The following is a 25,160-nucleotide window of genomic DNA, read 5'->3' as shown; positions in this document are numbered from 1 at the left end:
TCAAAATTTCAAGTCGATGATCTTGCGCATCCACAGACCACCGATGGCCATCAAGATGACGGAACCTCCGATCATCACCCAGCCCAGCGGATTGGTGAACATCACGTTCATATAGCCGGGGTTGACGATCATGAGCATGAACACGATTCCCACCGGGAGGGCCATCAAAATGTAGGCCGAAAACTTTCCTTCTGCAGCCAGGGATTTAATGTGCCCTTTGATTTCACTGCGTTCGCGAATGGTGTCGTTCACCTGGTCCAGCACATCTGCGAGGTTCCCACCCACCTCACGGTTGATCTGGATTGCTTGGGCTATCCACACGAAATCCTCGTTCCGCATTCTCTCCGCCGTATCGTTCAGGGACGCTTGCAAGTCCCGTCCCAGACTTGTCTCCGTGATGACCCTGCGCATTTCTTCGGATGTGGGGCTGACTGATTCCGTGGCAGCAGCGTCGATGGCGCGCAGGATGCTGTGGCCAGCCCTAAGGCCGCCGGAAAGAAGCTGAAGAGTGTCGCCAAGCTGATCATCGAACTTGTCACGCCTTTTGCCCGCCCTGAACTTCAGAACAAGACGAGCCACGAAGGGTGCCAAAATGCTGAGGAGAATCGCGACGAGAATGCCGCCGACAATCAGCCCGATCAAGGCTCCCACCACCGCGCCTGCAATCACCAGGACGACGAAGTCCGCTTGGCTCATTCGCACACCCGCGTCATCGAGTTGTTCGCGGTTGAAAAGCCGAACTTTGCGCTGCGTCAGCACACGATGAAGTGCGTCCGTTGTTGACCCGGTGAATCGCGTCAGATGGGAACCGGGAAGCACCTGGTAGGGCCTCCGCCGGTCCAGCGGAACATCGGGGGTCTTTGGCAAAATAACAGCGACCCCGAACAGCACGATGGCTGACAGCATGAGGGCCAGCCCGACGAAAAGAATCATTGCACGCTCACGTCCTCGGCGTCGATGTCAGTGGAGCCGCAAAAAGCTCGGGAGAAACATGAATGCCCAAGTCGGTGAAGCGATCGATGAACCGCGGACGGATACCGGTGGAAACTGGTTTGCCGAGGAACCTACCGTGAGCGTCGACGCCGGCCGAATAGTCGAAAACAAAAGCGTCCTGGAGCGTGACGATATCGCCCTCCATCCCTTGGACCTCCGTCACGTGCGTGATTCGTCGCGTGCCATCGCGGAGACGCGAAATTTGGATGATGAGATTCACGGCGGACGCGAGCTGCTCCCGGATCGCCCGCAAGGGAAGGTCCATTCCAGCCATTAGAACCAGCGTTTCAAGCCTGGCCACGGCATCACGGGGAGAATTCGAGTGCACCGTAGAGAGGGACCCGTCGTGGCCGGTGTTCATGGCCTGCAGCATGTCCAGCGACTCTCCCCCGCGCACCTCGCCCACCACGATCCTGTCCGGGCGCATACGGAGGGAGTTCCGGAGCAGTTCCCGGATAGTGACTTCGCCTTTGCCCTCAGTGTTTGGGGGCCGGCTCTCAAGCCTGACCACGTGCTGCTGCTGGATCTGCAGCTCCACGGCGTCCTCAATGGTCACAATTCGGTTGTCCTCAGGAATGAATGAAGACAGGACATTCAACAGCGTGGTTTTGCCGGTTCCAGTACCGCCGGAAACAATAATGTTCAATTTCGCTTTGACGCAGGCATTCAGGAGTTCGGCGATTTCAGGGGTCAGTGTGCCAAAGTCGATCAAATTCCTGATAGTCAAGGGCACTTTGCTGAATTTTCGGATTGTCAGGGACGAACCGCCAACAGCAAGCGGCGGAATCACAGCGTTGACGCGTGAGCCGTCCTCCAACCGGGCATCGACCAGCGGTGATGACTCATCGATTCGGCGTCCCACCTTGGAGACGATGCGTTCGATGACTCTTCTCAGATGGTCTTCGGAGCTAAATCCCGAATCCGTGAGGATCAGCTTGCCGCGCCGTTCGACGTAAATCTGGTCCATTCTGTTGACCATGATCTCCGTAACTTCCGGGTCATCCAGCAGGCGCTGCAGTGGCCCATAGCCCAGGACATCATCGGCCACATCCGCCACAAGCCGGCTGCGCTCCTCAGGAGAGAGCGGCACCTGCTCGGCGTCGATGATCCTGGTCAGCTCTTCCCGGGCAGCCGTCCGTAACTCCTGCTCACTCAACGTTGAATCGTTGAACCTCGCACCCAGACGCTCAAACAATGCCGTTGCGGCGCGTCGCTTCAGGGCAGCGAAGGCGTCCACCGGCTGCTGGGCCTTTGGCATCGGCGCGTCAGGATGATCAGCCAATTTCACCGAGAGGTGGGGTTTCGACGCGACCGTGGCCTTCGTTTGAAGGTTCGGTTTGGCCTGCTGGGCGGCCTGCGCAAAGGTGGGGTTGGCCGTCGAGAGTGGCTTGGATCCTTGTCCAAGCGCAGTGGCTGGAGCCGCGGATTCTTCCTCGGCGTCACGCAGGCGTTCGGACAGCTTCACTGGACTACCACCCTTCTGTGCAGTTTTCGCTGGGCCGTGGCCCGCCACGCGGGGTTGAACCGTTGAACGAGATGGTTCAAGCCCTTGATTGCTGGATCCTTCGCCCCCTCTTGCAGCACCGGAATTCCACGGTTGGTGGAGAGCGCCACTGCTTTTGACCGGGGGATGCTGATATCAACGGGGGCACCAACGGTCGATTCAACGTCCTGGACGGACAACCCGGACTTGGAATCGGCCATGTTGAGTACCACATGGCGGGTTTCCGGGAGCAGATTCAGCTTGCGAAGGATGTCCAACCCGGAGCGCAGGCCCCGAACACTTGGCACGTCCATGGCTGACACCCACACGGCGTCGGTGCACTGCTCCAACGCCGCGAGGCCGATTTCAGGCAAGCCCGGGGCTGTATCAACCACCACGTACTGAAATTCTTCGGCAAGTTGCTCCAGCAGCCGGCCCACCTGTTCGGGCGTAATTTCATCTGCTTCAACAGGATTTTTGGGCGCGCACAGAGCATAAATGCTCGCGGGATGGACCGTGAGAAATGCCTTGAGCACCAAAGAATCCTGGCTGGCCGACGGCGTGACCGCGTCAGTAACAGTATGTTCCGGATTGAGATAGAGTCCCGAGGCGACGTCACCGAACTGCAAATCGAGATCCACGATTACTACGCTCATCGGCGCTATCTTGCCCAACCCCACGGCAATGTTCGTGGCGATGGTCGTCTTTCCCACGCCTCCCTTGGGAGAAAAGACGCCGATCACCAGCCCCTTAGGGGCTCCTGCTGGCTTAGGTTCCGAAGTGCGCTGACGGGTGGCGAAGGATTGGCAAGCACGCTCCAGGGTGACCCTGATCTCGGCCGTGTCTGCGGATGGGCTCATGATGTCGCGGATGCCGGATCGCATCGCCTGGAGGATAAAGTCCGGCTGCGGCTCAGCGACGAGAAGTACGCTGAGCTCCGGCACCTGAACGTTAAGGACTGTAGCCAGGCGCATCGCTTCCTCCACCGGAACGTCCGGGCCCAGGATCAGCACCTCGAGTTGTCCCTGGTCCAGGGCGCCGAAGAGCTCGGCCGGGTCAACGGGCAGGACGCTGGTGAAGAAGGTCTGCACGCTTCCGGGGAGGCCGCCGGCAACGGCTTGACGTAGCCGCTGATCAAATTCAGCACTGGGCGTTATCAGGACAAAGCGACTCACTTGTACACCTCGCTCCGTTGGATGATTCTGGGTCCGCTCTCCTGGGCGTCCACAGGCTCCTTGCTCAGCCAGATCTTGGCGAACTCGGCGGCGAAAACGATCTTGGCTGCATCCGAGTCGCCCACTGCCACGGTAAGGAGCAGGGAACCGGTGGGCAGGGTGCTGTCCTTGGGATCGGGTGCTTGGGTCCCGGAACTCGGGGCAGGGCTGGGCTGGGCTGTGGCTGCTGGCTCGGGGGCACGCTGGACTGCGGTCACAAGCACCTTGTGAATGGACAACTGGGTGGTTTCCTTATCCGGCTTGGACTCAATTCCACCGCTCTCCATGGAAATGAAAATCCCGATGTGGTCACCAGGAACTATCCGTCCCCCCACGACTCGCACGGGGTCCAGCTGGAACGAAACTTCCTGCATTCCTGGAGGCACCGCAACGTTTCCCGGAGCCTTCAATGCTTCCGGGGCGACCAATCGCTCGGCCACCAAAGGTTCGCCCGGTACCAGGTCCACAGCGGCCACCTTGCCCGCGGAATCGCCCAACGTCTTCAGTGCTGATTCGGGGACAGAAGACTCAGGAAGTTGCTGCGCGGCAAGGGAAGCCTTCATGGCCTCTACCGGCGTGCCGGCGGGAATCGGCGCCTTGACCATCAACACCTCAACAGGGGCAAGGTTCTGGACAGCACGTTGATCAGCGCCCTGCGCATAAGCGAACACGAGGATCACCCCTATGACCGCCAGCAGCGCTGCTGCCGATCCTGCCAATAAGCGTGATTTCACTTAACACTCCTGTGCTTAATAGTTGGAAAGGCTAGCTGGTCAGGCGCACTACGGTGACACCATTGGCATCCACAGGTCCCAAGGAATAGCCATCTGCCAGCGATACGTACTTGACGAACCTCCCCACGATCCCCCGGCAATTTCCGGTGCAGGACAGTGAGGAGGAAACATAGGGGCTGTCGTTATGGAAAGCGTCAGGGAGGCTGCTGCCGCCGCTGAACTTCCATCCCGTCACTTTGAAGGCTGCAAACGAGACCAAGTGGTAAATGGCTCCGCTGCCTGTGCCCGTGACGGCATTGAAGACCGGAAGCAGCACGATAACGTCTTTTCCGGCGTTGATGCTGGCTGCCCACTTGTTCAGGGTGGTTGCACAGTTTGGCGGCACGCTGTTCCCGGGAGCGCTGCCACCTTCGCTGAGCGCCAGGTCAATGGTGCCACCGCACACGCCAGTATCCTGGACAGTCCATCCGAACCCGCCCTCGACTGCCGCCCCTGAAGGCCCGTAGTTGCAGCTGGGGTTGGCGCCGGTGCCGTGAGCCTGCAAAAGCTGCTGGACACCGCCAACGTACCCTTGCACCTGGCAGATCGAAAACGCCAGGGGAAATGGAGTTGTTCCAGCACGAGGACTGCCCCACTGAACAGTCGACGACGTCACAACGTCCGCCGTATTCATGCCCAGGACACGGCCGAAGACCAGTGAAACGGCATTTGGAGCGCCGCCCGCTTGCTGGGAGCCGGCGGACACGGTCACCTTCCGGTTAGTCAGATCAAGGTTTACCGAGTTGATGTTTCCAAGGCCGTCTATGGCATTCTTATTGGCCATGTCCTTGGCAATCTGGGACGTAGTGGAGCAATTCGGGTCGCTAAGATTGGCCGCGCATTTCTCCGCCACGGCCAGGGCCGCTGCATCGGATCCGTTCTGCGCCTGCGCCTTTTCCGAGTAGAGCATTCCAGCGTCCACAGCCAGGGCGGCAAAGCCAAGCAACGCAACCAGAATCAGAGCTATGAGGACCGCAACGGCTCCGCGTTCGCCGTCGTCATTGCCCTTTAGCCGCCACATACCATCACCCCTACTCCTTGCATCGGGAACGGTCCTGCGATTCCCGTGAGGGTGCTGAGTGTGTATTTGACGGTTACGGACATCTGCGCGCCGGACGTACAGCTGGTGGCACTGAAGGTGAAGTTCGCATCTGCCAGCTTGGGATTCAGGGTTACAGCGGCGTTTTTCGCCGCGGTCCTGGCTGCCGACTGATCATTCGCGATGGACATCACGCGCACGCCCTCGCGGGCAGCGTTCGTGAGCGAGACCTGCGCGTTATAGGCCCGTCCGAATTCCATGATCCCCAGAACCAGGAGTATCAGGATGGGTGCAAGCAGTGCGAACTCAACCGCTACTGCACCCCGTTCTGATGTCCTCTGCATGTGGATCTGCCTTCTCATCGAAAGTGGAAAGAGGAGCGGGTGGGTGGGGCCACCGACCCACCCACCCGGGTACCCGCTGAGAGCCGGACTACTTCGAGCAGCTGCCAACAACGGCCGGGGTCGAACCCGAAGCTGGTGCAGAGGCCGTCCAGGTGCCGCCCTTGACGGCACAGGCTGAGCTATTGAAGGTCTCGACGAGGTTCCCGCCGAGCAGGGTCACAGCAACGATGATGACAACGGCGATGAGCGCAACCATGATGCCGTATTCGACGGCGGTAGCGCCGTTCTCTTCACGACGGGCACGGGATGCGATGGTGCGGAAGGTAGCAAACATTTTGAAAACTCCTGAGCGAGTTGGGGAGATGTGGGCTGGCCCGATACCAGCTCCCAACCAACGTAGCAACGGAGAGAGGCCCATATCGGAGTCCTTGGGACTTCCTGTGGAAAGCCTCTGGAACCTGCGCATTTCCTGCGCTAAACCTAGGAATTCCCTTCCTTTGCCCACACAAAATAAGGCCGCGCCACCATTGGCACGGCCTTATCGTTGAGGTTTGTCAGCCCATTGCAGGGGCAACCACGGGTGGTGGCGAGAGCTGCTTACGCGCCCACCGGGCCAATTTCTTGCCCTTGCCCTTCCACCAGTTGTCTTCATCCTTGTCGGAGTGCCAGCGGAAGATGATCATCACCAGCACGGCCATACACATGGCCACCTGAAGCCATGACCAGGTGACCGCTTCAGCGAGCGCGCTGATCCCCATGACCATGATGGAAGGAACCGCCAAGGTCCTGAAAATCGTATTCGCCACGTACCGGGGGCGTGAACTGGGTATGGACATCGCACGCACCATATCGAAGCACAGGCACACCACTACCATTATTTGTCCCACGGACATAAGGAGAAGCCCGGGCAGCGACCCCGCGAACACTGCTGCCGATTCCATTCCTGTACTCAACGTAAACCCCTCCAACAAACGTCATTTCAGATCCTCTGTGCTCAATTGAATCGGCTGCAGAAGGGCCCCGTCACGAGTAGTGGGTACTCGTTTCCGGCGGGCCCGACTACTTGCTTGCTTGCCTTGTACTTGGTCTTGGCGTGGGAGGACTTTCCACAAATTCCTGTGCTTTCGTACTGCGCGTTGTCTTTGCTGATCCGTAAATCACTATGCTGGGCAGCAGGACTTGGTTTTCAGATCCGGGGGGATGGAAGGTGCTTGGCTATGGGGGATAGCGTTTTCTTGCCGCTGGAGGACTATTTCAGCAGAATCGGTAGGCGCAGGGCGGTTGTGTTGTGCCAGTTGCCCTTGATGGTCATGGTCACATTGATTGTTTTCCTAGCAATCCTGTTCAACGCCAGCAGCCTCTTCGACCCTGTCTTCGTCGTCGTACTGCTCCTGCACGTCATGATCCTGGCTGCATGCCTCGTTCTTCCATGGAACCGTCTTCCCAGTTGGAGTTTCGTTTTCATCCCCGTACTGGATTGTCTCGTTCTGGGCCTACTCCGCGAGGTCGGCGGTCCGGTGCTCAGCGTGGTGGGGCTTGTCATGGCTTTTCCTGTGATCTGGCTGTCTGTCAGCGTCAGCAAGGTGCGCGTTGCCTTCGCCATCCTGGCACCGCTTTGCGCAACTGTTGCGTCACCGTTCGTATTGGGGCACGAGGTTGAACGGCCAGAGTTGGTCCGGATGATTGTCTTTCCTGTCATCATGACTGGTTTGGCGATCACCGGACACGCTGTTGCCCGTGGGCTTATAGAACATGGCGACACACTGGACCGTAAGGATCGCGAATTGGTGCGGCTCCACGGTGCAACCAAAGAACACGCACAACTGCTGGATACCGTCTTGGAAACGGTCAACGTCGGTGTCTGGGCCATGGACACAAACGGTGGCGACATTCTTACGAACCGCCGCCTTCGGGCCGATCGTTCATGGGTTCAGGAGTCGACGGACTCCGTGAACCCCTTCACAGTTGTGACTGGGCCGTCCGCCGAAGAGCGGAACGGTCCCGCGGATCTTGCCGTCCGAGGCGCCAGTTTCACCAACAGGCTCGTCCGGGTGGGCGATGCGGAGAAGCAGCGGACCTTTTCTGCGGCCGCACGGCCGCTGCTCGACGAATCGGGCCAATTGAAGGGTTCCATCATTGCTTTCACGGACGTCACAGCCCTGGTGAAGGCGCAAACAGCGCGTGACAAGTTCGTCGCCACTATCTCCCACGAACTTCGGACTCCGCTAACGTCCATCCTTGGTTACCTGGAAATATTCGCCAACCAGCCGAATCCTGCGTTCATGGGCATCATCGAACGGAACGCGGAACGCCTACTGACCCTTGTCAATGATTTGCTCCTTGTCGCCTCCGAAGACCTCGAACTGCGTCGCCGGCCGACCAACGTCTCCGAGCTGCTCCAGGAGTCGGTCAAGAACGCCAGGCCGGCCGCCGCCGCAAGGGGCATCACCATTGCTCTGCAAATCCATGGAGACGTCGCTGCAGATGTGGACCCCGGTCAATTCTCCAAGGCCATTGACCAGTTGCTGTCCAACGCGATCAAGTTCTCTCCCGAAGGCACACAAGTGGTCATTGGCCTCCGGGGAAAAAACGGCGAGGTAGAGCTATCCGTCCGCGATCACGGAATCGGCATGACCGAACAAGAACAAGACGAAGCCTTCACCAAGTTCTTCCGGGCCGATCAGGCAATGGAATCAGCAATACCGGGGGCAGGCCTGGGTTTACCACTCAGCAAAGCCATTGTTGAAGCCCACGGTGGAACCATCGGGTTGAACAGCCGGCCGGGTTCCGGCACGACTGTGACGGTCACTGTTCCTCGCTAGGTGCAGATCCAATATCAGGTGCAGATCGAGCCTGCCCGCCAGACCGCGGCAATCTCCTTCATCGATATCGTGACGATCGTCATAATTTCATTATCTAGCCACGATAGCCCAAGCCTCACATGAGCGCAAGAGGCTGGTTGGTATGCCAAGGTCACCAGTGATGGGGTGATGATCGCAGAAATAAGTCAACATTCCCCAGCCCTATTGACGCTTCTTTCAAGTTTGGTATACCGTCGGCGCTATTCGGCATCCACTTGACTGGATGCCTCGACGATGAGGGAAGACGAATGGCAGAAGTAGAAGTCGTTTCGAACCAGGCCGGAGCTGGCTGTGCCAACTGCGGAAGCGATGCGGGGCTCGAGGGCGAGACCCGCACAGTCAGGAACCAGCTGGCTCAAACAGGGCTGTTGGAGGACAAAGTGCAGCGCGGGTCTGCGCTGGCGAAGATGCGGGGATTCGGAGCTGACGGCTTCCGTGACCAAAGCCGTCCACTGGTTCTGGCCCCGAGTTGGCTCCTGGCGCATATCAATGACGAGATGGTTCTCCTGGCCGATCACGAAGTTGTGGTCAAGAACGGTCGAATTGAGGCAGTCAGGCCCCGCACGGGCAGCACCGACGAGCGCGTGGATATGCCGGGACAATTGCTCCTTCCCGGACTGATCTCCATGCACAGCCATGTAGCCGGAGGCGCAGCCACCCGTGGCTACGTTGAAGGCAACCTGACTCCCATGAGCAAAGGGGCGCCGCTGCGGCAGGGGCGCCAATTCCTCAAAGCCATGGTGCTCCTTGAAGACCTTCCGGCCGAAGATCTGGACACAATGACCGCGTTGAACCTGGCTGAAATTCTTCGCGGTGGGTGTACTACCCAAGTGGAAATGTCCAAGGGCCTGCGCTCAATGCAGTCATACGTCCGGGTTGCCCGCGAGTTTGGCATCCGGGGCTACCCTTCAGGCGCTGTCCCGGGAATGAAGCGGATCCTGCCCATATGGAAGCGGGGTACGGACGATCAAGCGTTGTTCGACTCGGTGCCGGAAACCCTGGCCGAAATCCAGGAAAACCTGGACTACGCCCTCAGCATCAACGGCGTTGACGATGGTCGCATCCTTCCCATGATGGCGCCGGCAACCAACGCTGTGCACACACCGGAAACCTTTGCGGCAATGAAGTCGGCAGCACAAGAGCTGCACGGCCTGCACATTCACCTTCAGGCTGGATATGGCCGCGCGCCTCAGCCAGACAAGGTAGCCATGAGCAGGCTCTGGGGCCAGGATGAAATACCGTGGCTGCACAGCATGGGCATCTTCGATGGTTCGGTTCGCGTCTTCGGGGCCCATCTGCTGGGTATCGACTTTGAGCGTGACCTCCCCCTTCTGGCGAACTCCAGCTTCACGTTTGCCAACTGCCCTTCCGGTACGGGAGCGGGAGTAACACCGGCGCAGTGGCCGTGGCCGGAAGTGCTGGGGGCTGGCGTCAATTCCGGCATCGGTTTGGACACCCACTCCAACGACTACATCGAGAACCTGAAAATGGCGGTCATCTATGGGCGCATCCGTGCTGACTTCCTGGGTGATTCCACCCCGGTGCCCATGGTCCGCCCATCGATCTGGACCGCCGTCGAGGCAGCCACGCTGGGCGGAGCTAGGGGACTTGGCCGTGAAGATCTGGGCCGCATCGCCGTGGGAGCGAAGGCAGACCTCACGAGCATCGACGTCAGTGGCATGTTTGTCGGCGTCGGAACCGTGCCGCGCGAACCCCTGAACCACCTCATGTACGCCAATGGCCTCTCTGTCAGGAATGTCATGACAGACGGACAGTGGCAGGTCCGCGACGGCGCCCTGACTATCGTTGACGAGGCCGCCCTGGTCCACAAAGCCGGCAAGGTCGTCCAGAGAATCTGGGACCAGATGGCAGCCGACGGAGTCTTTGTCGACGAGCCCCGCAGCGACCTCATACCCGCCGCTTCCCTCCGCTAACCCCTCCCCCGCACATCCCGCGGTTCACACCCGGGATATTCCGTGCTGCCCACGTTTGACCCTGTAGTTCCCTTCAAGACCAAGTAGTTCCCTTCAAATTATTAGGAGATAGATCAATGAAGAACTTTGCTCCCCAGGTATCTGAATACTGGAAGAAGGTCGCTGTAACGACAGTTCTCGTCGGCATAGTCGCAAGCACCGCCGCCTGTGGTGGCGCCGCACAGCCGGCTACGAAGGTGGAACCGGCAGCAAGCGGTAATGCCTCCTTAAGTGATCTGCTCCCCGCAGACATCAAATCAAAGGGTTCCATCACTGTCGGAACACAGCCCGACTTTGAACCCGCCAACTACACTCCGATCGGCGAAGACGGCGTCAAGGGATTCAACATTGACCTGATGGACGCGATGGCAGCCAAGCTGGGCCTTAAAGTCACCTACCAGAAGGTCCCTTTCGACCAGCTTCTGGTGGGCGTGCAGAACGGCAAGTTTGACGCCTCCATTGCTGGCATGACGGACCGGCCCGGGCGCCAGGAAAAAGTTGATTTCGTAGACTACCAAGTGGCAGGAACCGTCTTCATGGTGGCCAAAGGCAACCCAAAGAAGATCACCAGCGAGGTCAACGGCGGGTGCGGAATCAAGATCGGCGGAGTCAAGGGCAACGACGACGAACGTCTGGTCAAACTGATGGCCGAGGCCTGCACCGCCGAAGGCAAGCCTGCCCCGGAACTAGTAACCTTCCCCACCGGAAGCGATAAGAACCTGGCGCTAACCTCAGGCCGGGTGGACGCTATGTTCTGGCCCGATATGGCCGTATCCGTAGTGCAGAGGGAGACCGGTGGAAAGCTGGAGTCCGTTCCGGTGAACTTCGAGGAAAAAGTCTTCCTCGGCATGATCTTTAACAAACAAACCCCTCAATTGCGCGACGCCTTCCTCAAGGCAACCGAGGCCATCCACGCCGACGGCACGTATGACGAGATCCTGAAGAAATGGGATGTTGCTGTCATCAATCTGCCAAAGCCCGGAATCAACCTCGCCAAATGACCACAAATAATGAAGCGCTGACAAAAGTGCATTTGGCGACCGATTCCCCACTAACAACTCCCCGACGTAGTTCGGACCAGCCCCAGGGAGTATCCGGAGAAAAGGCAAGAAGGCGAAAACCATACGGACAATGGGCCTCCGCAGCCCTGATCCTGGCAACCATCGGCGCATTCTGTTGGACGCAGGCCGGCAATGAAAGGCTCGATTGGGCCAGCGTGGGCCAGTTCATGTTCCATCCAGCCATACTCAAGGGCATAGCAGTCACGCTGGAACTCGCGGTTTTCAGCATGCTGATCTCGGTCGTTCTGGCCTTCGGCGTCGCCCTCATGTGCCAAAGCAGAAACCGCGTGGCGTCAGCCGTAGGCAAACTGTACGTCTGGTTCTTCAGGGGCGTACCCCTGCTGGTGCAGATCCTCATCTGGTTCAATCTCGCCGTGCTTTACCCCACCATCCTGGGGAGGGACACGAATGAATTGATCTCAGGATTCACCGCAGGCCTCTGTGCCCTGTCTCTGGCCGAATCCGGATATATGGCGGAGATTATTCGAGGCGGCATCATCTCGGTCAATAAAGGCCAAACTGAGGCGGGGCTGAGCATCGGCCTTACCCGGGGCCAAGCCCTTCGCCGGATCGTCCTGCCCCAAACCATCAGGGTCATCATTCCGCCCACGGGAAATCAATTCATCGGACTGCTCAAGGCAAGCTCGTTGGTCTCAGCGATCGGTGGCAGCGACCTGCTCACCCAAACCCAGTTGATCTATGGACAAAACTTCAAGATCGTTCCCCTGCTCATCGTCGCCACAGTTTGGTACCTGATCCTGGTAAGCCTCGCCAGCGTAGGCCAGTACTTCCTGGAGCGGAAGTTCAATCCGGAGGGAGCATCCTCCCGCCTCTCATTTCGGCAACTCTTCATAGGCCGTGCTGCGGTGCCGGAACAGCAATCCGCACCTATCCGGAAGGCAGGACAGCCATGAGTGCCGTTCAAATGCAGGAACCCTTGATGGAAGCCCGGGATGTCAACAAATGGCTGGGACGTAACCACATTCTTCGCGGAGTGGACATGACGGTGGAGCCAGGCGAAATTGTCTGCGTCCTCGGTCCATCAGGCTCTGGCAAGAGCACGCTGCTCAGGTGCATCAACGGACTTGAGGCAATCGAGTCCGGCACCATCAACGTGGATGGCGACCGCGTGGGATTCAAGACCCACAAGGGACAACTGTACGAACACACCGAACAAGAAGCTGCACTGATGCGTCGGAGGATTGGAATGGTCTTTCAGCATTTCAATCTTTTCAATCACATGACGGCCCTGCAAAACGTCACGTATGGCCCCCGGAAAGTCCTCGGCCTCCCCAAAGCAGAGGCAATCAAACAAGGGCTGGATGCGCTGGACAAGGTTGGCTTGTCCTTGAAACGAGACTCCTATCCAGCGCAACTTTCCGGCGGGCAGCAGCAACGCGTAGCAATCGCCCGCGCGCTGGCCATGAAACCCCAACTGATGTTGTTCGACGAACCAACCAGCGCCCTGGACCCGGAATTGGTGGGCGACGTACTGGCGGTCATGAAGCGGGTGGCTGAGGAAGGGATGACGATGATCATCGTGACCCACGAAATCGGATTCGCCCGGGAAGTCGCGGACAGAGTCGTGTTCATGGATGAAGGCCGGATTGTCGAATCAGGACCGGCAGCACAGGTACTCGACCATCCATCCAACGACCGAACAGCCAATTTCCTTCGCCACGTCAAGTGAAAGCGTGGGGTCCGGCGATCGCCGGACCCCACGACACCAGAACAGGAACACGACCCTATGACAGACCGTGAAGCCCTGGACGATGTTCCAGTTTCAGCATCACGAACAGCCTTGGCCTATCTACACATCAGGGACCGGATTATCAGCGGAGACCTGACGCCCGGGACGTGGCTCAGGGAGCGGGAGCTATCCACTGAGCTCAACGTTTCCCGTGTGCCGGTCCGGGAAGCCCTGCTGCAACTCGAGGCCGACGGGTACACCACCACAGGGCCACGGCACGGTGCCGTTGTTCGACAAATGACCATTCAGGACGTCAATGAAGTATTCGATATCAGGCTCAGCATTGAAGTCTCATCAGCAAGCATTGCCGCCAGGCAGGTAGCCGATGGTGCCGCTCCCGATCAGCTGCTCACGGTCATGGCACATGCAGAATCGCTCATCGACAGCCAGGATGCCGATCTGAGGGCACGGACAAATATCGCCATTCACGACGAAATCTTCCGGCTGACGGGCAACGAGCTGCTGACCTCCGTCATAAGGCCGGTCGCCAACCGCATGCGCTGGCTTTTCGGAAATGTGGTGGAACAGGACGCCGCGGTGCTGTGCCAGGAACATCGGGCATTGTGCCAAGCGATATGCATGGGGCAAGCAGAACTGGCCTCGGCCTTGGCCGTCGCCCACATTGAGCACAGCAGGGCCCCTGCCATTGCCCAGCTCGAAGGAAGGCTCCCCTCCCGCCGTGCGCAAAATGCCAGACCCCCTGGCTCCTTCCACCCCCGGACACAGAGGCACCCATGACACTTGTTCTCACAGCATCCACACTCGAGTCCCTCGCCAGCATGACCGAAACCATTACCGCCGTCGAGCGCGGTTTTGGTGACCTCGCCCGCGGCACTGCCCTTCAGCCCGGTCCGCTATCTCTGCACCTACCGTCGTCGGAGGCGCGCTACCTACTCATGGCCGGGCTGGCAGAAAGCCAAGGGCTGGCGGCAGTGAAGCTTCTTTCCGATATCCCCGCGAACCACCATGAAGGGCTGCCTACCCAGCGCTCCAGTATCCTGTTGGCCGATCGGCGGACAGGAGAAACACTCGCCCTTCTGGACGGGCGGGTGCCCACCCGAATTCGAACCGCAGCCGCGAGCGCCGTTGCCAGCAGGTTCCTTGCCCGCCCTGACAGTTCAACTCTGGGTCTGGTTGGTGCAGGAGCCCTGGCCATCGCCCACGTTGAGGCGTTGATGGCTGTTCTTCCCATCCGAAAGGTAGTGGTGTGGTCCCGAAGCGCGTCTACACTTGCGGCGTTCGAGGCCGCGACCGCGCACCACCAGATCGAATTGGTGAGGGCCTCCAGTGTCCAGCAAGTTGTGGAGGAAGCCGACGTGCTCTGTACCCTGACGCCGTCCGTGGAGCCTTTGGTTCATGGCGAGTGGTTCCGTCCCGGACTGCATGTCAATGCTGTCGGCGCCCGGCCCCGCCCCACTCATCGGGAAATCGACTCGGAGGGGATGCGAAGGTCACGAGTGTTCGTGGACAGCATGCCAACTGCCATTGAGAAATCGGGCGACCTCATGATGGCTGTGGCCGAAGGAGTCATAGCGATAGACGACGTCGAGGGTGAACTCGGCGGGGTCATCGCCAGCGACGTGATGGGACGCCAAAGCGAGGACGATATTACGCTCTTCAATTCGGTGGGAATCGGCATGCTTGACCTGGCCATCGGCCGGCTGCTGTACGACGCTGCGGTCCTTCATGGATTGGGAACCAGCATCGATATGTCCCGGTGATGAAAGCGGACACGTCAACCCCTCAGGGACGGTGTGTTGGATAATCAAGTATGGGCGCGGAGCTGCTGACAATTCCTGAATGCCCCCATGCTGCGGCCGCTCAGCAACTCTTCGAGCGGGCACTGAGGCTGGCCGGGGTTTCCGGCATGGTGCACTTAGTGGTGGACTCCGAGGAGGAAGCAGCCTCGCTCGGTTTCCACGGCTCCCCCACATTCCGGATCGACGGACAGGACCTCTTTCCGGTCCTCGGAGCCCCCGCGCTGAGCTGCCGGATCTATCCAACCATCGACGGCCCCCGAGGCCTGCCGCAGCTGGAATCGCTCCGAACGGCGATTCAGGAAAAGCTGAAGCATGTAGCTTAGGGCCGGGTCAGGAATGACTCGACTTTTCCAGGGTCCCTCTCGATCACCGGCTCCAGCACTTCATCAATTTTGGCGAGGAGTTCCGTGGTGAGCTTTACCCCGGACGCCGTGGCATTGTCCACCAATTGCTCGGGCTTGGAGGCCCCAACGATCGCTGCCGAGACGTTGCTGTTCTGCAAAACCCAGGCGACGGCGAGGGCGGCCATGGACAGTCCCGCTTCCTTGGCAATGGGCTGCAATTCCTGGACCTTCTCCAGCACCTCCGGGCGCATGAACTTGTGCTCGTCTTTCAGAGCCCCGTCCTCGGTGGTGAAGCGCGAATCGGTGGGCGCCCCCTTGCCGGGAATGTACTTGCCTGTAAGGACGCCCTGTGCCAACGGGGACCAGCAGATCTGTCCCAGGCCGAGCTCCTCGCTGGTGGGCACGACTTCTTCCTCGATGACCCGCCACAGCATTGAGTACTGGGGTTGATTCGATACGAGCCCGATACCAAGGTCTTTGGCGAGTGCGGCGCCGGCCCGGATCTCGTCCGGAGTCCATTCGGAAACTCCGATGTAGATTGCTTTGCCGGCCCGGACGATGTCCGCGAATGCCTGCATCGTCTCCTCAAGCGGCGTTTCGTAGTCATAGCGGTGGGCTTGGTATAGGTCAACGTAATCCGTACCGAGCCTGCGCAACGAGCCGTCTATTGACTCCATCATGTGTTTACGCGAGAGCCCACGATCGTTCTTCCCCTCACCGGTGGGAAAGTAGACCTTGGTGAAGATCTCCAGGCCTTCACGCCGGACCCCTTTGAGGGCTTCGCCCAAGGCCGATTCTGCACGGGTTCCCGCGTAAGCATCGGCAGTATCGAACGTGGTGATCCCAAGATCCAGTGCTTGACGTACGCAGGATGTTGCCGCCTCCTGGTCGATCTGTTCGCCATGGGTGACCCAGTTGCCGTAGGCCAGTTCGCTGACGTGCATGCCGGAGGCGCCGAGCTTGCGATATTCCATGGGTTAAGTCCCTTTCAAAGGTGTGACTGTTGGCTGTGGGGTGTGACTCTTAGTCAGGTGGTGTGACCGTGCGCCCGCCTCGCAAGGGAAATGGCGGCGCTGTAGTGCCGCGAACAATCAGTTGGGCGGACAGCACCAAATCCGGCTCCGCACCGGCGTCGTGCGCTATCAAAGCCAGCAACCGACGTGCGGTTTCGGACCCCTGCAGGGCGACCGAATGGTCCATGGTGGTCAGGTCGAGAATCCCGGAGAGTTCGTGGTTATCGAAGCCAATGACCGACATCTGGCCCGGAACATCGATTCCTGCCGCCTTGAGAGTGTGCAGCACGCCGAAAGCCATTTCGTCGGACGCTACGAAGACTGCGGTAGGGGCTACTTCCGCACACAACAAACGGGCCATCGCCCTCGATCCGCCGGCCGTTGAATTTTCCTCGTGGACATCAAGGTCCTGGCCGGACTCCAGCCCGGCCTCGGCCAGGGCCTCGCGGTAGCCCTTCAAGCGGTTTGCCGGCGGGACGCCACCCAACGTGCTGTCTGCAGCCTCGCGAATACCGATGAAGGCGATGCGCTCGTGCCCCAAATTGATGAGGTGCCGGGCTGCTGCCCGCCCCGCCGCGTGGTCGTCCACCCGAACACCAGACCTGCCCGGAGTTCCCGAGCCCAAAAACGCTAGCGGCAAGTTCTGGGCTTCAAGGGTGGCCAGTTCCGCCGGAGTCGGCTGCAAGGCAAAGACCAACACGCCATCAGCCCGCCCGGCAAGGCTTGATCCCGCGAAGAAACGCTCCCGCGCGGCAGTATCGGCAAGTTCGTACAACAGGACGTCAAAGCCTGCCTGGCGAAGCACCCGCCCCGCCGATGCCAGCACCTGCCCAAAGAACCATTTGGAGAGGTTGGGGGTGACGATCGCGATGGCTCCCGTGCGGCCAGTCGCCAAACGGGAAGCAGCAAGCGAGGGAACATAACCTAGTTCCCTCGCGATACTTTGCACACGCTTGCGCGTCTCTTGCGAAACGCCCGGCATATCCCGCAAGGCACGCGAGACCGTTGATACCGAGACATTCGCGCGTTCCGCAACCGCATCCACTGTTGACGACATAGAAGACGACGGTAGCGGCAACGCCAGATTAACGCAAGCGCTTGCGGAATAGATCAAACGGGGATGGGCCCTGAGTCAACTGGGCCCACCCTGAACGGCCTAAGGAGATGTGCTTGGCGACGATGAGGAAGTCATGCTGCCTTCCGAGGTGCTCATGGTTGGTGTCGGTGTCAACGATTTGGACGACGGCGAGCTGCTCATGCTGCTGGGCGAGCTGGTCCTGCTTCCGGACGAACTGCTCATCATTTCACCGGGAGTTTCGCTACCGCCCTCGGCTTTCGCGAGCACCTTGTTGATCAGGTCTTCGAGTTCCTTCTGGTCAGGATCGCCCAGGCTTGGCCCACTCTTAGTGGCCACCACCAGCAACCTCCCGTCGGCCGCGGAGACCTGCATCAGCTTCTTCTGGCTTTCGTCGGAACGGGTGCTGATTGTTCCGAACGTTTCCTTTGCCTTCGTCTTGGCGTCCAATTCCTCACTGGAGACTTCATAGGTCTGGCCAACAGCTTTCACAGTGAACTTTGCGCACTTATCCATGTTTCCGCTGATGTCCTTGAGAACCTTTTCCGCGTCAGGCCCTTCGCTGTCGGATTGCGCGGACAAGGACCTGGGCTGATCACTGTCAGACAGTGCCACGGCAACATCTCCGTGTTCAACCTTGTCTACCAGCCCAGCTGTGGCGATGTCCTTGCAATCCTCGGGATCCACACTGGCCGTATTCAAAAGCAGATCGGCGATCTTGCCACCTTGGTCTACCTGCTCCTTGGAATAGAGCTTGAGCTCGTTGCCATCTCCATCCCTCATACCGGAGATGAGCTCTCGCAATTCATCCTCGCTGTAGACCTTCTCCTGGGCCGGCGCCGAGGCCGAGGTTGGGGCTGACGACGTGGTGGTAGATGAAGGACTTGCTGCACTGCCCCCACCTCCGCTGCACCCCGCCAAAGCCACTGCCGCAACTGCCAATACTCCAAGCGCTGGAACTCTTCGCATCAGATACTGCTTTCCGAGACGTTCAAAGCGGGTTTTCTAAAGCTGTCCGCCCGGACCGCTGTCCTCCACCTCACCGCGCCAAGCACCTGTTTCTGTTCCCCGGGACTCGATAAAGTCCTAAAATTTCCGCAGATCGGCTTTAACCTGCATTTCGTCGATCTTCAAGGCCGCACCTGCCTTCTCGGTAAAGGTTTCCGGTGCCCACTCGAAATGGACGTTGACTTTGGTGTGGTTATCATCCATCCGGGTGAACCGCACGACGCCAGCATGGGACTTCCCGTCGGTACTGCGCCAGGCGATTCGGTCATCTGGCTCCTGGTCGACGATTTCGGTATCGAATTCGCGCTCCACGCCAGCGATTTTGGTGACCCAATGGTTGGTGGTGTCAGTCAGTTGAGTCACGGACTCTACACCGGACATGAACTGGGGAAAGGACTCAAACTGGGTCCACTGGTTGTAGGCCGTGCGAACCGGGACGGCGACATCGATGGTTTCTTCAACGGTTTCCATTTTTCCTCCTATTGTTGGAGCTGCCCGCAAACAGCGGACAGCGGTAGGCCTCCGAGGCGCGCTGGAGTACGCGTCGGTTCAGAATGGTTGTGATCTCCGGAAAGTGGAGCGCCTGAGGATAGTCCGATGGACTTCGTCCCGGCGATGGAAAACCGCCCGGGAGGTAGGGATCAGAGATGATCGACATCGACTGTTTCCTCAAGAAAGGGAGGCTGCTGCCCACCTCTGGACCATGCTCCCGCTTTTAGGCTAGACCTCGATATGTTGTGGGGCAAGGATCCGACGAGGCCCGCAGCGAGGAGGCAGTTCCGAGGGATGAAAGAGCCCTGTCCCGATGTTGAGAACTTTATAAATCCATTCAAAGTTCCTTTTGAAGGATGTGATCGAAATGGTTAAGATCGCGGTTGTTGTGGGCAGCACCCGTCCCGGGCGGCGAAGCAAGCAGGTGGCCGATTGGGTGCTTGAACGTGCGGTGGCCAAAGGCGGCGCCGAGTACAAACTGCTTGATTTGGCCGATTACAAGCTTCCGTTATTGGATGAGCCAATGCCTCCATCCATGGGGAATTATCAACACGAGCACACCAAGACGTGGGCGCGCGCAGTAGCGGAATTCGATGGCTATATCTTTGTCACGGCCGAATACAACCACTCCGTTCCCGGGGCATTGAAGAACGCACTCGATTTCATCTACGCCGAATGGAACAATAAGGCCGCCGGCTTTGTCTCCTACGGAAGTGCCGGTGGGGTGCGCGCGGTTGAAAACCTTCGTCTGATATCCGGCGAACTCCAAATGGCCGACGTCCGGGCACAAGTGGCGCTGCCCTTCGCTACGGACTTTGAAGGTTTCACGACGTTCACCCCGAGTGCAACGGCGGAAGAAGACCTGGACGTCCTCATTGAGCAAGTCCTTGCGTGGTCGACGGCCCTAAAAACCATCCGGAACTAGCACGTCCGCTTAGGAGGAGCAGTACCAGCTGCGGCCTGTAGCTCCCCCAGAGCCGGGTGGGAACCTTCGCTGTCTTGCCTTGCGTCTTGGGCGGGAGCTTAATGGTGCTCGGGGCGCCGCCCGACGCTCCTGTCTTCGGAGGAGAATACTATGAGCCTGACGACTAAATCACTCGCAATTATTGGCATTGCGTTCGCGGGAACTTTAGGACTCGCACCGGCTGCGTCAGCAACGATCCACCCCATAGTCGAATCGTTTGATTGTGCCAGCCAAACCGCTTTTGAGAACCATCCACTGGGAGACGTTGCCGAGGTTCCGGGCGTGACCCCAGGATATGGCCATCACTCCACCAACAGTGATCTTGCATCCCTGTCAGCCACGACGAACGGATTCACCGAGACGAGCCCAGCTTGGTCTGACTTCAAGCTCAACGGCACGTGCGGGCAGGTAGGTCAATAACAGAGGAAGAATGCGACCCCTGCTGGGAGGGGTCGTGCCGCAAGCACGGTATGCGGAAACGGCGTGCCCCTGAAACCCTTTGAAATTCAAATATCGTGCACCGAACTAAGTGCCGCAGAACGTCCGGTATGGCCCGAAGCTGTCGGGAGCGGGCGCGGCGTAATATTCCAGGCCCGGGCGTTCGCTGAATGGGGCCTCAACTGCCTCAAGCAAGCGTTCAACTGGCCCGGTATCCCCTTCCGTGGCGGCCGAAAGGGCTTCTTCCACCAAGTGGTTGCGGGGGATGTAGACCGGGTTGATGCGGTCCATGGCATCGGCATCCGGAGACACAGCCCGCCAGCGTTCCAGCAAGGCATCGAACGCCGCCAGGTCAAGGATCATGCCCCGGGAAGGTTCAACGTCCCCGCGGGCGGCCTTGCCAAGGCTGCGGAAAAACGAGGTGTAATCCGCACGTGACTCCTGAACCAACTCAAGCAGGTCATCCACCAAAGGTGAGGCAACGCCGTCGTCAATTCCCTGAGGTAGCCCAAGCTTGGCCTTCATGCCGTCGAACCAGGTAGCACTGTACTGTTGGCGGAATCCATTGAGTGCCTCGACAGCAAGGGCGACTGCCTGCTCGTCATCCTCATGGATAAGGGGAGCGAGTGATTCGGCGAAACGGGCGAGGTTCCACTCGGCAACCAGCGGCTGGTTGCGATAGGCATAGCGTCCGGTTTCATCGATGGAGCTGTAGACCGCTCCCGGATCGAAGCCTTCCATGAAGGCGCACGGACCGTAATCGATGGTTTCGCCGGACACGGTCATGTTGTCGGTATTCATGACACCGTGCACGAAACCGACGAGCATCCACTGGGCTACCAGCTTCGCTTGGACCGCAATCACGCCTTTGAGGAGCCCGAGATAGCGGTTGGCTTCCCCCGCCGCCGACGGGTGGTGGCGTTCGATCGCGTGGTCGGCAAGGCGGCGCAGCAGATCCATATCGTTGGTTGCCCTGGCGTATTGGAAACTGCCCACCCGCAGGTGACTGCTGGCAACACGGGTCAGAACTGCGCCCGGCAGGAGGGTCTCACGCTGAACCGGACGGCCCGTCGCGACGACCGCCAGGGACCTCGTGGTGGGAATGTTCAATGCATGCATCGCCTCGCTCACGATGTGTTCGCGAAGCATGGGACCCACCACTGCCTGGCCGTCACCGTTGCGGGCAAAGGGCGTCCGCCCCGAGCCCTTCAGGTGGACGTCGCGGAGCTTCCCGTCAGCGCCGGCGATCTCCCCCAGCAAAAGGGCCCGGCCATCCCCCAAACGGGGCGAGTACCAGCCGAACTGGTGGCCTGAGTACGCCTGGGCCACCGGGGTTGCCTCTTCCGGGAGGGCATTACCTATCAGCAGCCGTAGGCCCTCCGGGCTGCGAAGGAAACCAGGATCAAGACCGAGCTCGACGGCGAGGGGCTCGTTGAGTGCCAAAAGCTGCGGATCAGGCGCTTCTTCCGCCCGCCACGGAATAGCCATCTCCGGGAAGTCCCGGGCGAAATGGCCCTCAAGGGCGATGGTGGAATGCGCAAGTTCGCTCATCATTCAAGGATAGCGATGCGGGAAGGGACCACCGTAGCGCAAGCTTCGGCGAGCGGTTCAGGGCCTAAATCATTCCACCGCGCGCGCCGATGATCAGTTCCAGGGACCGGAGCACAGCGAACGGCACAACGCCGCTGGTTCGCGGGTTTTGCGGCGATACTTTGTTGCAGATTTCAAAACGGTAATTCCCGCTGCCTCCGGAAGCCTCGATCAAGTGCGTCGTCAGCTCGGCCGCCGGGTCGGCCCTCACCGACACAGCCACAGCGTCCCAGTCATCTACTGCAAGGGCGACGGCGGCTGCCACGTTAAGCGACTTGGGGAACAATTGCGTGGCCTGGGCTGCGGGACCGGAAAAGATCTCGATGGGACCGGACGTGTTCCGAATGCGATCGGCCTCCACCTCGTCCATCCACGGCTGAATCAGGGAACCCGGGAGCTTGGTTGTGGTTATCCTGACGGCGTCATAGCCTGTTGCGCGGGCGCCCGACGCCAACAGGTCCAGGCCACCAATGGAGCCCGGGGTCAAGAAAAGCCTGCCGGGCCCTGCAGCCGACAACCTCGCTGAGAGGTGTGGGTCCGCAAGCGCCCCCAATGAGGTAGCGAGCAGGTCTACGCCCGCAGAAAGCACCGCCTCGCCATGGTCTATCAAGACCTCCTGCCCTGCGCATTCAACCAGCAGGTCACAGCGCTCCAACGCTTCGTCAATCTCAAGCCGGGGAGCCGGCGCGTTGTCTATGGCGCTGCGGGAAATGATTCCTTCAAGGGTGGCCCCTTTGACTTTTCCAGCGGCAATGTCAGCAGCAACACGGGCCCCAATGGCTCCATGTCCGATTATTCCGATCCTGCGGGCTCCTGGCTTCATTCGATTCCTTGCTTGATGGAGTGGATGGACGAACCGGCGCCGTGATCGTCTATACGTTCAGGGTGAGTTCGTCCGCGGAGGAAGCCTTCGGGTCATAGGCGACGATGGAGGCTTCAGCTTTTTTCAGTAGCAGCGCCAATTGGTCGATCTCCTTGGCGGTCAGGCCGGCGAGCATATTGCGCTGCGTTTCCAGATGCTTTGAGATGACCTCGTCAATGAGCTTTTTGCCGTGGTCCGTCATCTGGGCGTAGACAACACGACGATCCTCCTTCGACCGAACCCGCTCAATGAGGTTTTGTTCCTCCATGCGGTCCAGCCGGAAGGTGATGCCACCTGTGGTCAGCATGGATGAACTTGCCAGTTCACCGGCCGTCTTCCGATGCGGCGGGCCTGATCGGCGCAGGTTCGCCAAAACATCAAAGGATGCCAACGTGAGCCCGTACTCCTCATAGTTCACATCCTGAACAGCCCGCTGCCGTGCTACCAGGCTCTGCAGGCGGCCAAAAACGCCGATGGTCCTGGGATCAAGATCGGGGCGCTCGCGGTGCCAGTCCTCAATAATGGCGTCCACGGCGTCCATGTCAGTGTTCCGCGATTCGGTGGTCATGCGCAGTCTCTCCTTCGTCCGGTCTAAGTATCTTAACACTGAGCTTCCCAATGCGTGCGGCAATTTTCGCGCACTTTCCACCGACATCTTGCAGCGTGATCCATTATATCTTAGTCTTGAGATAGTTAGAGTCGAGGGAGATTCACTCCGCGTCTGACTAGAGGTGTCCCCGGGAACTTTGCCTAGCTGATTTGGCGCTTCTTCATCACAAGCCACCATGGTCGGCTGTGGGCGCCATGAGGCCCCTTACCATGTGTTCGAGAATTTCCTGGATGCCTCGGATGTCCCGCAGGAAGGGAGTGCGGACAACGCTGGTGACCACGTGCAGTGCCGCTTTCACCCGGGTTCTGACCACCTCTGGATCGGCACCCTGGTAAATGTCCTCCACCAGTGAGGCTAGATCGGTGATGTAGTCGCCCTGCGCGTCCATTAGGTTCCGCAAGTCCTCCTCGGGCAGATGTGGACGTTCGGACACGGCCAGTTGCAGGAATTCCGGGCTGGCCACCGAGAAAGCAATGTGCGAGGAAAGGATGCGCTGCAGCGCCTCGGATGCATCAGCGGCTTCAGATAGAGCGCGCCACATGTCCATCCACCGCACTTCTTCGGCGCGATGCAGGGCTGCGGCAAGCATTTCCGCCTTGCTGTCGAAGTGGCGGTAAATGCTGGGACCCGCGACTCCAACCTCGGCGCCGATGTCGTCAAGACTCACGGCTTCAAACCCAAACGCGGCGAACTGTCGAATTGAGGCAGCCAGCAATGCCTCACGACGGCTACGCGGCATGGGAATCGACGCGCGCCGATGGTTCCCCGACGCTTCAATCGGGGGCAATGGCATGACGAGTACTGTGCGGGCGAGCGTGGCCAGCTGGAACTCTTTATCCACCCGTGAAAGCCGGTTGGGGTTCCACGACACACTGATCATCACAGCAAACATTGCCCAAGCCCGCAGGTCCGCCTCGGGCGCCGGCAACGCATGGCTGCCGGACTGCAGTTTGCTGCTCATCGCGAACTTGCTGGCGCTCGCAATATCGAAGCGGGTGGCAGGCGGAAGGTGCCGGGATTCACGCTCCCACAGCACGCCGTTGTCCCGGTGCTCCAAAACTGCCCGGCCCAGAGCCGCGATCAACTGTTCAAGGTCGCCGTCAGGGGCTTGGGTGACGGTATCCAAAACGGGCTGGAAGCTGGCCACAACTGCCTCCCGAAGCAGCTCGCCCTTGCTCGGGAAATGTCGATAAAGGGCGGATGGTTGAACCGCCATGGCGTTGGCCACGTCGGTCATGCTGACTTGTGCGTATCCCTTCTGCGCGAAGAGTTCACCTGCCGCTGCAAGTATCAGGGCGCGCCGGTTCCGCGGCCTCGTGCCGCGCTCCGGGGCGATGGAGGACTCATTCATGTTCACAAGACTAGTCGGATTCACTTATTGCGGAATAGACCCCCATCTGACAAAGTTCTAGGAACAACTACGGAAGACTGACATTCACTTACCGGACGCCAAGTGGGTGCCAGACCCTAAAGGCATTCCCCAAACTCATGGGCAGGATCGGGATCAACACCG

25 protein-coding genes and 1 pseudogene are annotated in these 25,160 nt (G+C 59.5%); 10 read left to right on the top strand and 16 right to left on the bottom strand.

All coding sequences use genetic code 11. From position 1 onward, the window contains the following. The 8 genes from AC6I97_RS07480 to AC6I97_RS07445 form a co-directional block, all read right to left on the bottom strand. Positions 1-933 (bottom strand): type II secretion system F family protein, encoded by a 933-nt coding sequence (locus tag AC6I97_RS07480; protein ID WP_497944560.1) that lies wholly within the window; start codon positions 931-933, stop codon positions 1-3. Between the two features lie 7 nt (positions 934-940). Then, the gene (locus tag AC6I97_RS07475) at positions 941-2,251 is read right to left on the bottom strand and encodes a TadA family conjugal transfer-associated ATPase (RefSeq protein WP_224091139.1); all 1,311 of its coding nucleotides are present in this window, start codon (positions 2,249-2,251) and stop codon (positions 941-943) included. 203 nt (positions 2,252-2,454) lie between these two features. Then, on the bottom strand, positions 2,455-3,651 hold the full coding sequence (locus tag AC6I97_RS07470) for a CpaE/TadZ family protein (RefSeq protein ID WP_497944559.1): 1,197 nt from the start codon (positions 3,649-3,651) through the stop codon (positions 2,455-2,457). Continuing rightward, positions 3,648-4,424: a Flp pilus assembly protein CpaB gene (gene cpaB / locus AC6I97_RS07465; protein ID WP_224165171.1), complete on the bottom strand. Its 777-nt coding sequence runs from the start codon at positions 4,422-4,424 to the stop codon at positions 3,648-3,650. The genes AC6I97_RS07470 and cpaB overlap by 4 nt, the downstream gene beginning before the upstream one ends. Before the next feature lie 31 nt (positions 4,425-4,455). Further along, positions 4,456-5,484, bottom strand: a complete 1,029-nt coding sequence (locus AC6I97_RS07460) for a Tad domain-containing protein (protein WP_497944558.1) — start codon at positions 5,482-5,484, stop codon at positions 4,456-4,458. Further along, on the bottom strand, positions 5,472-5,846 hold the full coding sequence (locus AC6I97_RS07455; RefSeq protein WP_309925392.1) for a TadE/TadG family type IV pilus assembly protein: 375 nt from the start codon (positions 5,844-5,846) through the stop codon (positions 5,472-5,474). The genes AC6I97_RS07460 and AC6I97_RS07455 overlap by 13 nt, the downstream gene beginning before the upstream one ends. 88 nt (positions 5,847-5,934) lie before the next feature. Further along, positions 5,935-6,180, bottom strand: a complete 246-nt coding sequence (locus AC6I97_RS07450) for a Flp family type IVb pilin (RefSeq protein ID WP_216926391.1) — start codon at positions 6,178-6,180, stop codon at positions 5,935-5,937. A gap of 220 nt (positions 6,181-6,400) precedes the next feature. After that, positions 6,401-6,787, bottom strand: coding sequence for a hypothetical protein (locus tag AC6I97_RS07445; RefSeq protein ID WP_497944557.1), 387 nt, complete (start codon positions 6,785-6,787; stop codon positions 6,401-6,403). 276 nt (positions 6,788-7,063) lie between these two features. Here AC6I97_RS07445 and AC6I97_RS07440 point away from each other — a divergent pair, with 276 nt between their 5' ends. The 8 genes from AC6I97_RS07440 (at position 7,064) to AC6I97_RS07405 (ending at position 15,574) form a co-directional block, all read left to right on the top strand. Next, positions 7,064-8,668 (top strand): sensor histidine kinase, encoded by a 1,605-nt coding sequence (locus AC6I97_RS07440; RefSeq protein ID WP_497944556.1) that lies wholly within the window; start codon positions 7,064-7,066, stop codon positions 8,666-8,668. A gap of 287 nt (positions 8,669-8,955) precedes the next feature. Further along, positions 8,956-10,641: an amidohydrolase family protein gene (locus tag AC6I97_RS07435; RefSeq protein WP_497944555.1), complete on the top strand. Its 1,686-nt coding sequence runs from the start codon at positions 8,956-8,958 to the stop codon at positions 10,639-10,641. Between the two features lie 116 nt (positions 10,642-10,757). Beyond that, the gene (locus AC6I97_RS07430; protein ID WP_497944554.1) at positions 10,758-11,681 is read left to right on the top strand and encodes an ABC transporter substrate-binding protein; all 924 of its coding nucleotides are present in this window, start codon (positions 10,758-10,760) and stop codon (positions 11,679-11,681) included. Then, a complete protein-coding gene (locus AC6I97_RS07425) occupies positions 11,678-12,655 on the top strand; it encodes an amino acid ABC transporter permease (protein ID WP_497944553.1) in 978 nt (325 codons plus the stop codon). Before AC6I97_RS07430 ends, AC6I97_RS07425 begins: the two co-directional genes overlap by 4 nt. Beyond that, positions 12,652-13,431, top strand: coding sequence for an amino acid ABC transporter ATP-binding protein (locus AC6I97_RS07420; protein WP_275964648.1), 780 nt, complete (start codon positions 12,652-12,654; stop codon positions 13,429-13,431). The genes AC6I97_RS07425 and AC6I97_RS07420 overlap by 4 nt, the downstream gene beginning before the upstream one ends. 57 nt (positions 13,432-13,488) lie before the next feature. Beyond that, positions 13,489-14,229 carry a GntR family transcriptional regulator gene (locus AC6I97_RS07415; RefSeq protein ID WP_497944552.1) on the top strand — a complete coding sequence of 247 codons (741 nt, stop codon included), beginning with the start codon at positions 13,489-13,491 and terminating at the stop codon, positions 14,227-14,229. Further along, positions 14,226-15,212, top strand: a complete 987-nt coding sequence (locus AC6I97_RS07410; protein WP_497944551.1) for an ornithine cyclodeaminase family protein — start codon at positions 14,226-14,228, stop codon at positions 15,210-15,212. The genes AC6I97_RS07415 and AC6I97_RS07410 overlap by 4 nt, the downstream gene beginning before the upstream one ends. 50 nt (positions 15,213-15,262) lie before the next feature. Then, the gene (locus tag AC6I97_RS07405) at positions 15,263-15,574 is read left to right on the top strand and encodes a hypothetical protein (RefSeq protein ID WP_309925370.1); all 312 of its coding nucleotides are present in this window, start codon (positions 15,263-15,265) and stop codon (positions 15,572-15,574) included. On the opposite strand, the gene AC6I97_RS07400 is transcribed toward AC6I97_RS07405, so the two are convergent. The 4 genes and pseudogenes from AC6I97_RS07400 to AC6I97_RS07385 form a co-directional block, all read right to left on the bottom strand. Further along, the gene (locus AC6I97_RS07400; RefSeq protein WP_497944550.1) at positions 15,571-16,569 is read right to left on the bottom strand and encodes an aldo/keto reductase family protein; all 999 of its coding nucleotides are present in this window, start codon (positions 16,567-16,569) and stop codon (positions 15,571-15,573) included. The genes AC6I97_RS07405 and AC6I97_RS07400 overlap by 4 nt on opposite strands. 49 nt (positions 16,570-16,618) lie before the next feature. Then, positions 16,619-17,665 carry a LacI family DNA-binding transcriptional regulator gene (locus tag AC6I97_RS07395; RefSeq protein ID WP_497944549.1) on the bottom strand — a complete coding sequence of 349 codons (1,047 nt, stop codon included), beginning with the start codon at positions 17,663-17,665 and terminating at the stop codon, positions 16,619-16,621. A gap of 99 nt (positions 17,666-17,764) precedes the next feature. Next, on the bottom strand, positions 17,765-18,652 hold the full coding sequence (locus AC6I97_RS07390) for a hypothetical protein (protein ID WP_497944548.1): 888 nt from the start codon (positions 18,650-18,652) through the stop codon (positions 17,765-17,767). A gap of 36 nt (positions 18,653-18,688) precedes the next feature. Then, positions 18,689-19,162, bottom strand: a pseudogene (locus AC6I97_RS07385) (SRPBCC family protein). Between the two features lie 388 nt (positions 19,163-19,550). On the opposite strand from AC6I97_RS07385, the gene AC6I97_RS07380 reads away from it, so the two are divergent. Then, positions 19,551-20,108 carry an NADPH-dependent FMN reductase gene (locus AC6I97_RS07380; RefSeq protein ID WP_497944547.1) on the top strand — a complete coding sequence of 186 codons (558 nt, stop codon included), beginning with the start codon at positions 19,551-19,553 and terminating at the stop codon, positions 20,106-20,108. 150 nt (positions 20,109-20,258) lie between these two features. Continuing rightward, positions 20,259-20,567: a hypothetical protein gene (locus tag AC6I97_RS07375; RefSeq protein ID WP_224088639.1), complete on the top strand. Its 309-nt coding sequence runs from the start codon at positions 20,259-20,261 to the stop codon at positions 20,565-20,567. A gap of 105 nt (positions 20,568-20,672) precedes the next feature. Here the strand turns inward: AC6I97_RS07375 and AC6I97_RS07370 are convergent, their stop codons facing one another. The 4 genes from AC6I97_RS07370 to AC6I97_RS07355 all read right to left on the bottom strand — a co-directional run bounded on the left by AC6I97_RS07370 (position 20,673) and on the right by AC6I97_RS07355 (position 24,998). Then, positions 20,673-22,136 (bottom strand): protein adenylyltransferase SelO, encoded by a 1,464-nt coding sequence (locus AC6I97_RS07370; protein ID WP_497944546.1) that lies wholly within the window; start codon positions 22,134-22,136, stop codon positions 20,673-20,675. 64 nt (positions 22,137-22,200) lie between these two features. Next, entirely contained in the window at positions 22,201-22,998 is a 798-nt protein-coding gene (locus tag AC6I97_RS07365) for an aspartate dehydrogenase domain-containing protein (RefSeq protein ID WP_224088643.1), read from the bottom strand. 49 nt (positions 22,999-23,047) lie between these two features. Then, entirely contained in the window at positions 23,048-23,605 is a 558-nt protein-coding gene (locus tag AC6I97_RS07360) for a MarR family winged helix-turn-helix transcriptional regulator (protein ID WP_224088645.1), read from the bottom strand. A gap of 205 nt (positions 23,606-23,810) precedes the next feature. Beyond that, on the bottom strand, positions 23,811-24,998 hold the full coding sequence (locus AC6I97_RS07355; protein WP_497944545.1) for a TetR/AcrR family transcriptional regulator: 1,188 nt from the start codon (positions 24,996-24,998) through the stop codon (positions 23,811-23,813). Positions 24,999-25,160 lie beyond the last annotated feature (162 nt).

The organism is Arthrobacter sp. TmtSoilC48, from assembly GCF_059739425.1.
This window is presented reverse-complemented; position numbering and strand designations above follow the sequence as displayed.

Coding starts and splice junctions, on each gene's coding strand:
- AC6I97_RS07480 (WP_497944560.1), bottom strand. CDS start 933: ATGATTCTTTTCGTCGGGCTGGCCCTCATGCTGTCAGCCATCGTGCTG.
- AC6I97_RS07475 (WP_224091139.1), bottom strand. CDS start 2,251: ATGCCAAAGGCCCAGCAGCCGGTGGACGCCTTCGCTGCCCTGAAGCGA.
- AC6I97_RS07460 (WP_497944558.1), bottom strand. CDS start 5,484: ATGTGGCGGCTAAAGGGCAATGACGACGGCGAACGCGGAGCCGTTGCG.
- AC6I97_RS07455 (WP_309925392.1), bottom strand. CDS start 5,846: ATGCAGAGGACATCAGAACGGGGTGCAGTAGCGGTTGAGTTCGCACTG.
- AC6I97_RS07450 (WP_216926391.1), bottom strand. CDS start 6,180: ATGTTTGCTACCTTCCGCACCATCGCATCCCGTGCCCGTCGTGAAGAG.
- AC6I97_RS07445 (WP_497944557.1), bottom strand. CDS start 6,787: ATGGAATCGGCAGCAGTGTTCGCGGGGTCGCTGCCCGGGCTTCTCCTT.
- AC6I97_RS07440 (WP_497944556.1), top strand. CDS start 7,064: ATGGGGGATAGCGTTTTCTTGCCGCTGGAGGACTATTTCAGCAGAATC.
- AC6I97_RS07435 (WP_497944555.1), top strand. CDS start 8,956: ATGGCAGAAGTAGAAGTCGTTTCGAACCAGGCCGGAGCTGGCTGTGCC.
- AC6I97_RS07430 (WP_497944554.1), top strand. CDS start 10,758: ATGAAGAACTTTGCTCCCCAGGTATCTGAATACTGGAAGAAGGTCGCT.
- AC6I97_RS07425 (WP_497944553.1), top strand. CDS start 11,678: ATGACCACAAATAATGAAGCGCTGACAAAAGTGCATTTGGCGACCGAT.
- AC6I97_RS07420 (WP_275964648.1), top strand. CDS start 12,652: ATGAGTGCCGTTCAAATGCAGGAACCCTTGATGGAAGCCCGGGATGTC.
- AC6I97_RS07415 (WP_497944552.1), top strand. CDS start 13,489: ATGACAGACCGTGAAGCCCTGGACGATGTTCCAGTTTCAGCATCACGA.
- AC6I97_RS07410 (WP_497944551.1), top strand. CDS start 14,226: ATGACACTTGTTCTCACAGCATCCACACTCGAGTCCCTCGCCAGCATG.
- AC6I97_RS07405 (WP_309925370.1), top strand. CDS start 15,263: ATGGGCGCGGAGCTGCTGACAATTCCTGAATGCCCCCATGCTGCGGCC.
- AC6I97_RS07400 (WP_497944550.1), bottom strand. CDS start 16,569: ATGGAATATCGCAAGCTCGGCGCCTCCGGCATGCACGTCAGCGAACTG.
- AC6I97_RS07395 (WP_497944549.1), bottom strand. CDS start 17,665: ATGTCGTCAACAGTGGATGCGGTTGCGGAACGCGCGAATGTCTCGGTA.
- AC6I97_RS07390 (WP_497944548.1), bottom strand. CDS start 18,652: ATGCGAAGAGTTCCAGCGCTTGGAGTATTGGCAGTTGCGGCAGTGGCT.
- AC6I97_RS07380 (WP_497944547.1), top strand. CDS start 19,551: ATGGTTAAGATCGCGGTTGTTGTGGGCAGCACCCGTCCCGGGCGGCGA.
- AC6I97_RS07375 (WP_224088639.1), top strand. CDS start 20,259: ATGAGCCTGACGACTAAATCACTCGCAATTATTGGCATTGCGTTCGCG.
- AC6I97_RS07370 (WP_497944546.1), bottom strand. CDS start 22,136: ATGAGCGAACTTGCGCATTCCACCATCGCCCTTGAGGGCCATTTCGCC.
- AC6I97_RS07365 (WP_224088643.1), bottom strand. CDS start 22,998: ATGAAGCCAGGAGCCCGCAGGATCGGAATAATCGGACATGGAGCCATT.
- AC6I97_RS07360 (WP_224088645.1), bottom strand. CDS start 23,605: ATGACCACCGAATCGCGGAACACTGACATGGACGCCGTGGACGCCATT.
- AC6I97_RS07355 (WP_497944545.1), bottom strand. CDS start 24,998: ATGAATGAGTCCTCCATCGCCCCGGAGCGCGGCACGAGGCCGCGGAAC.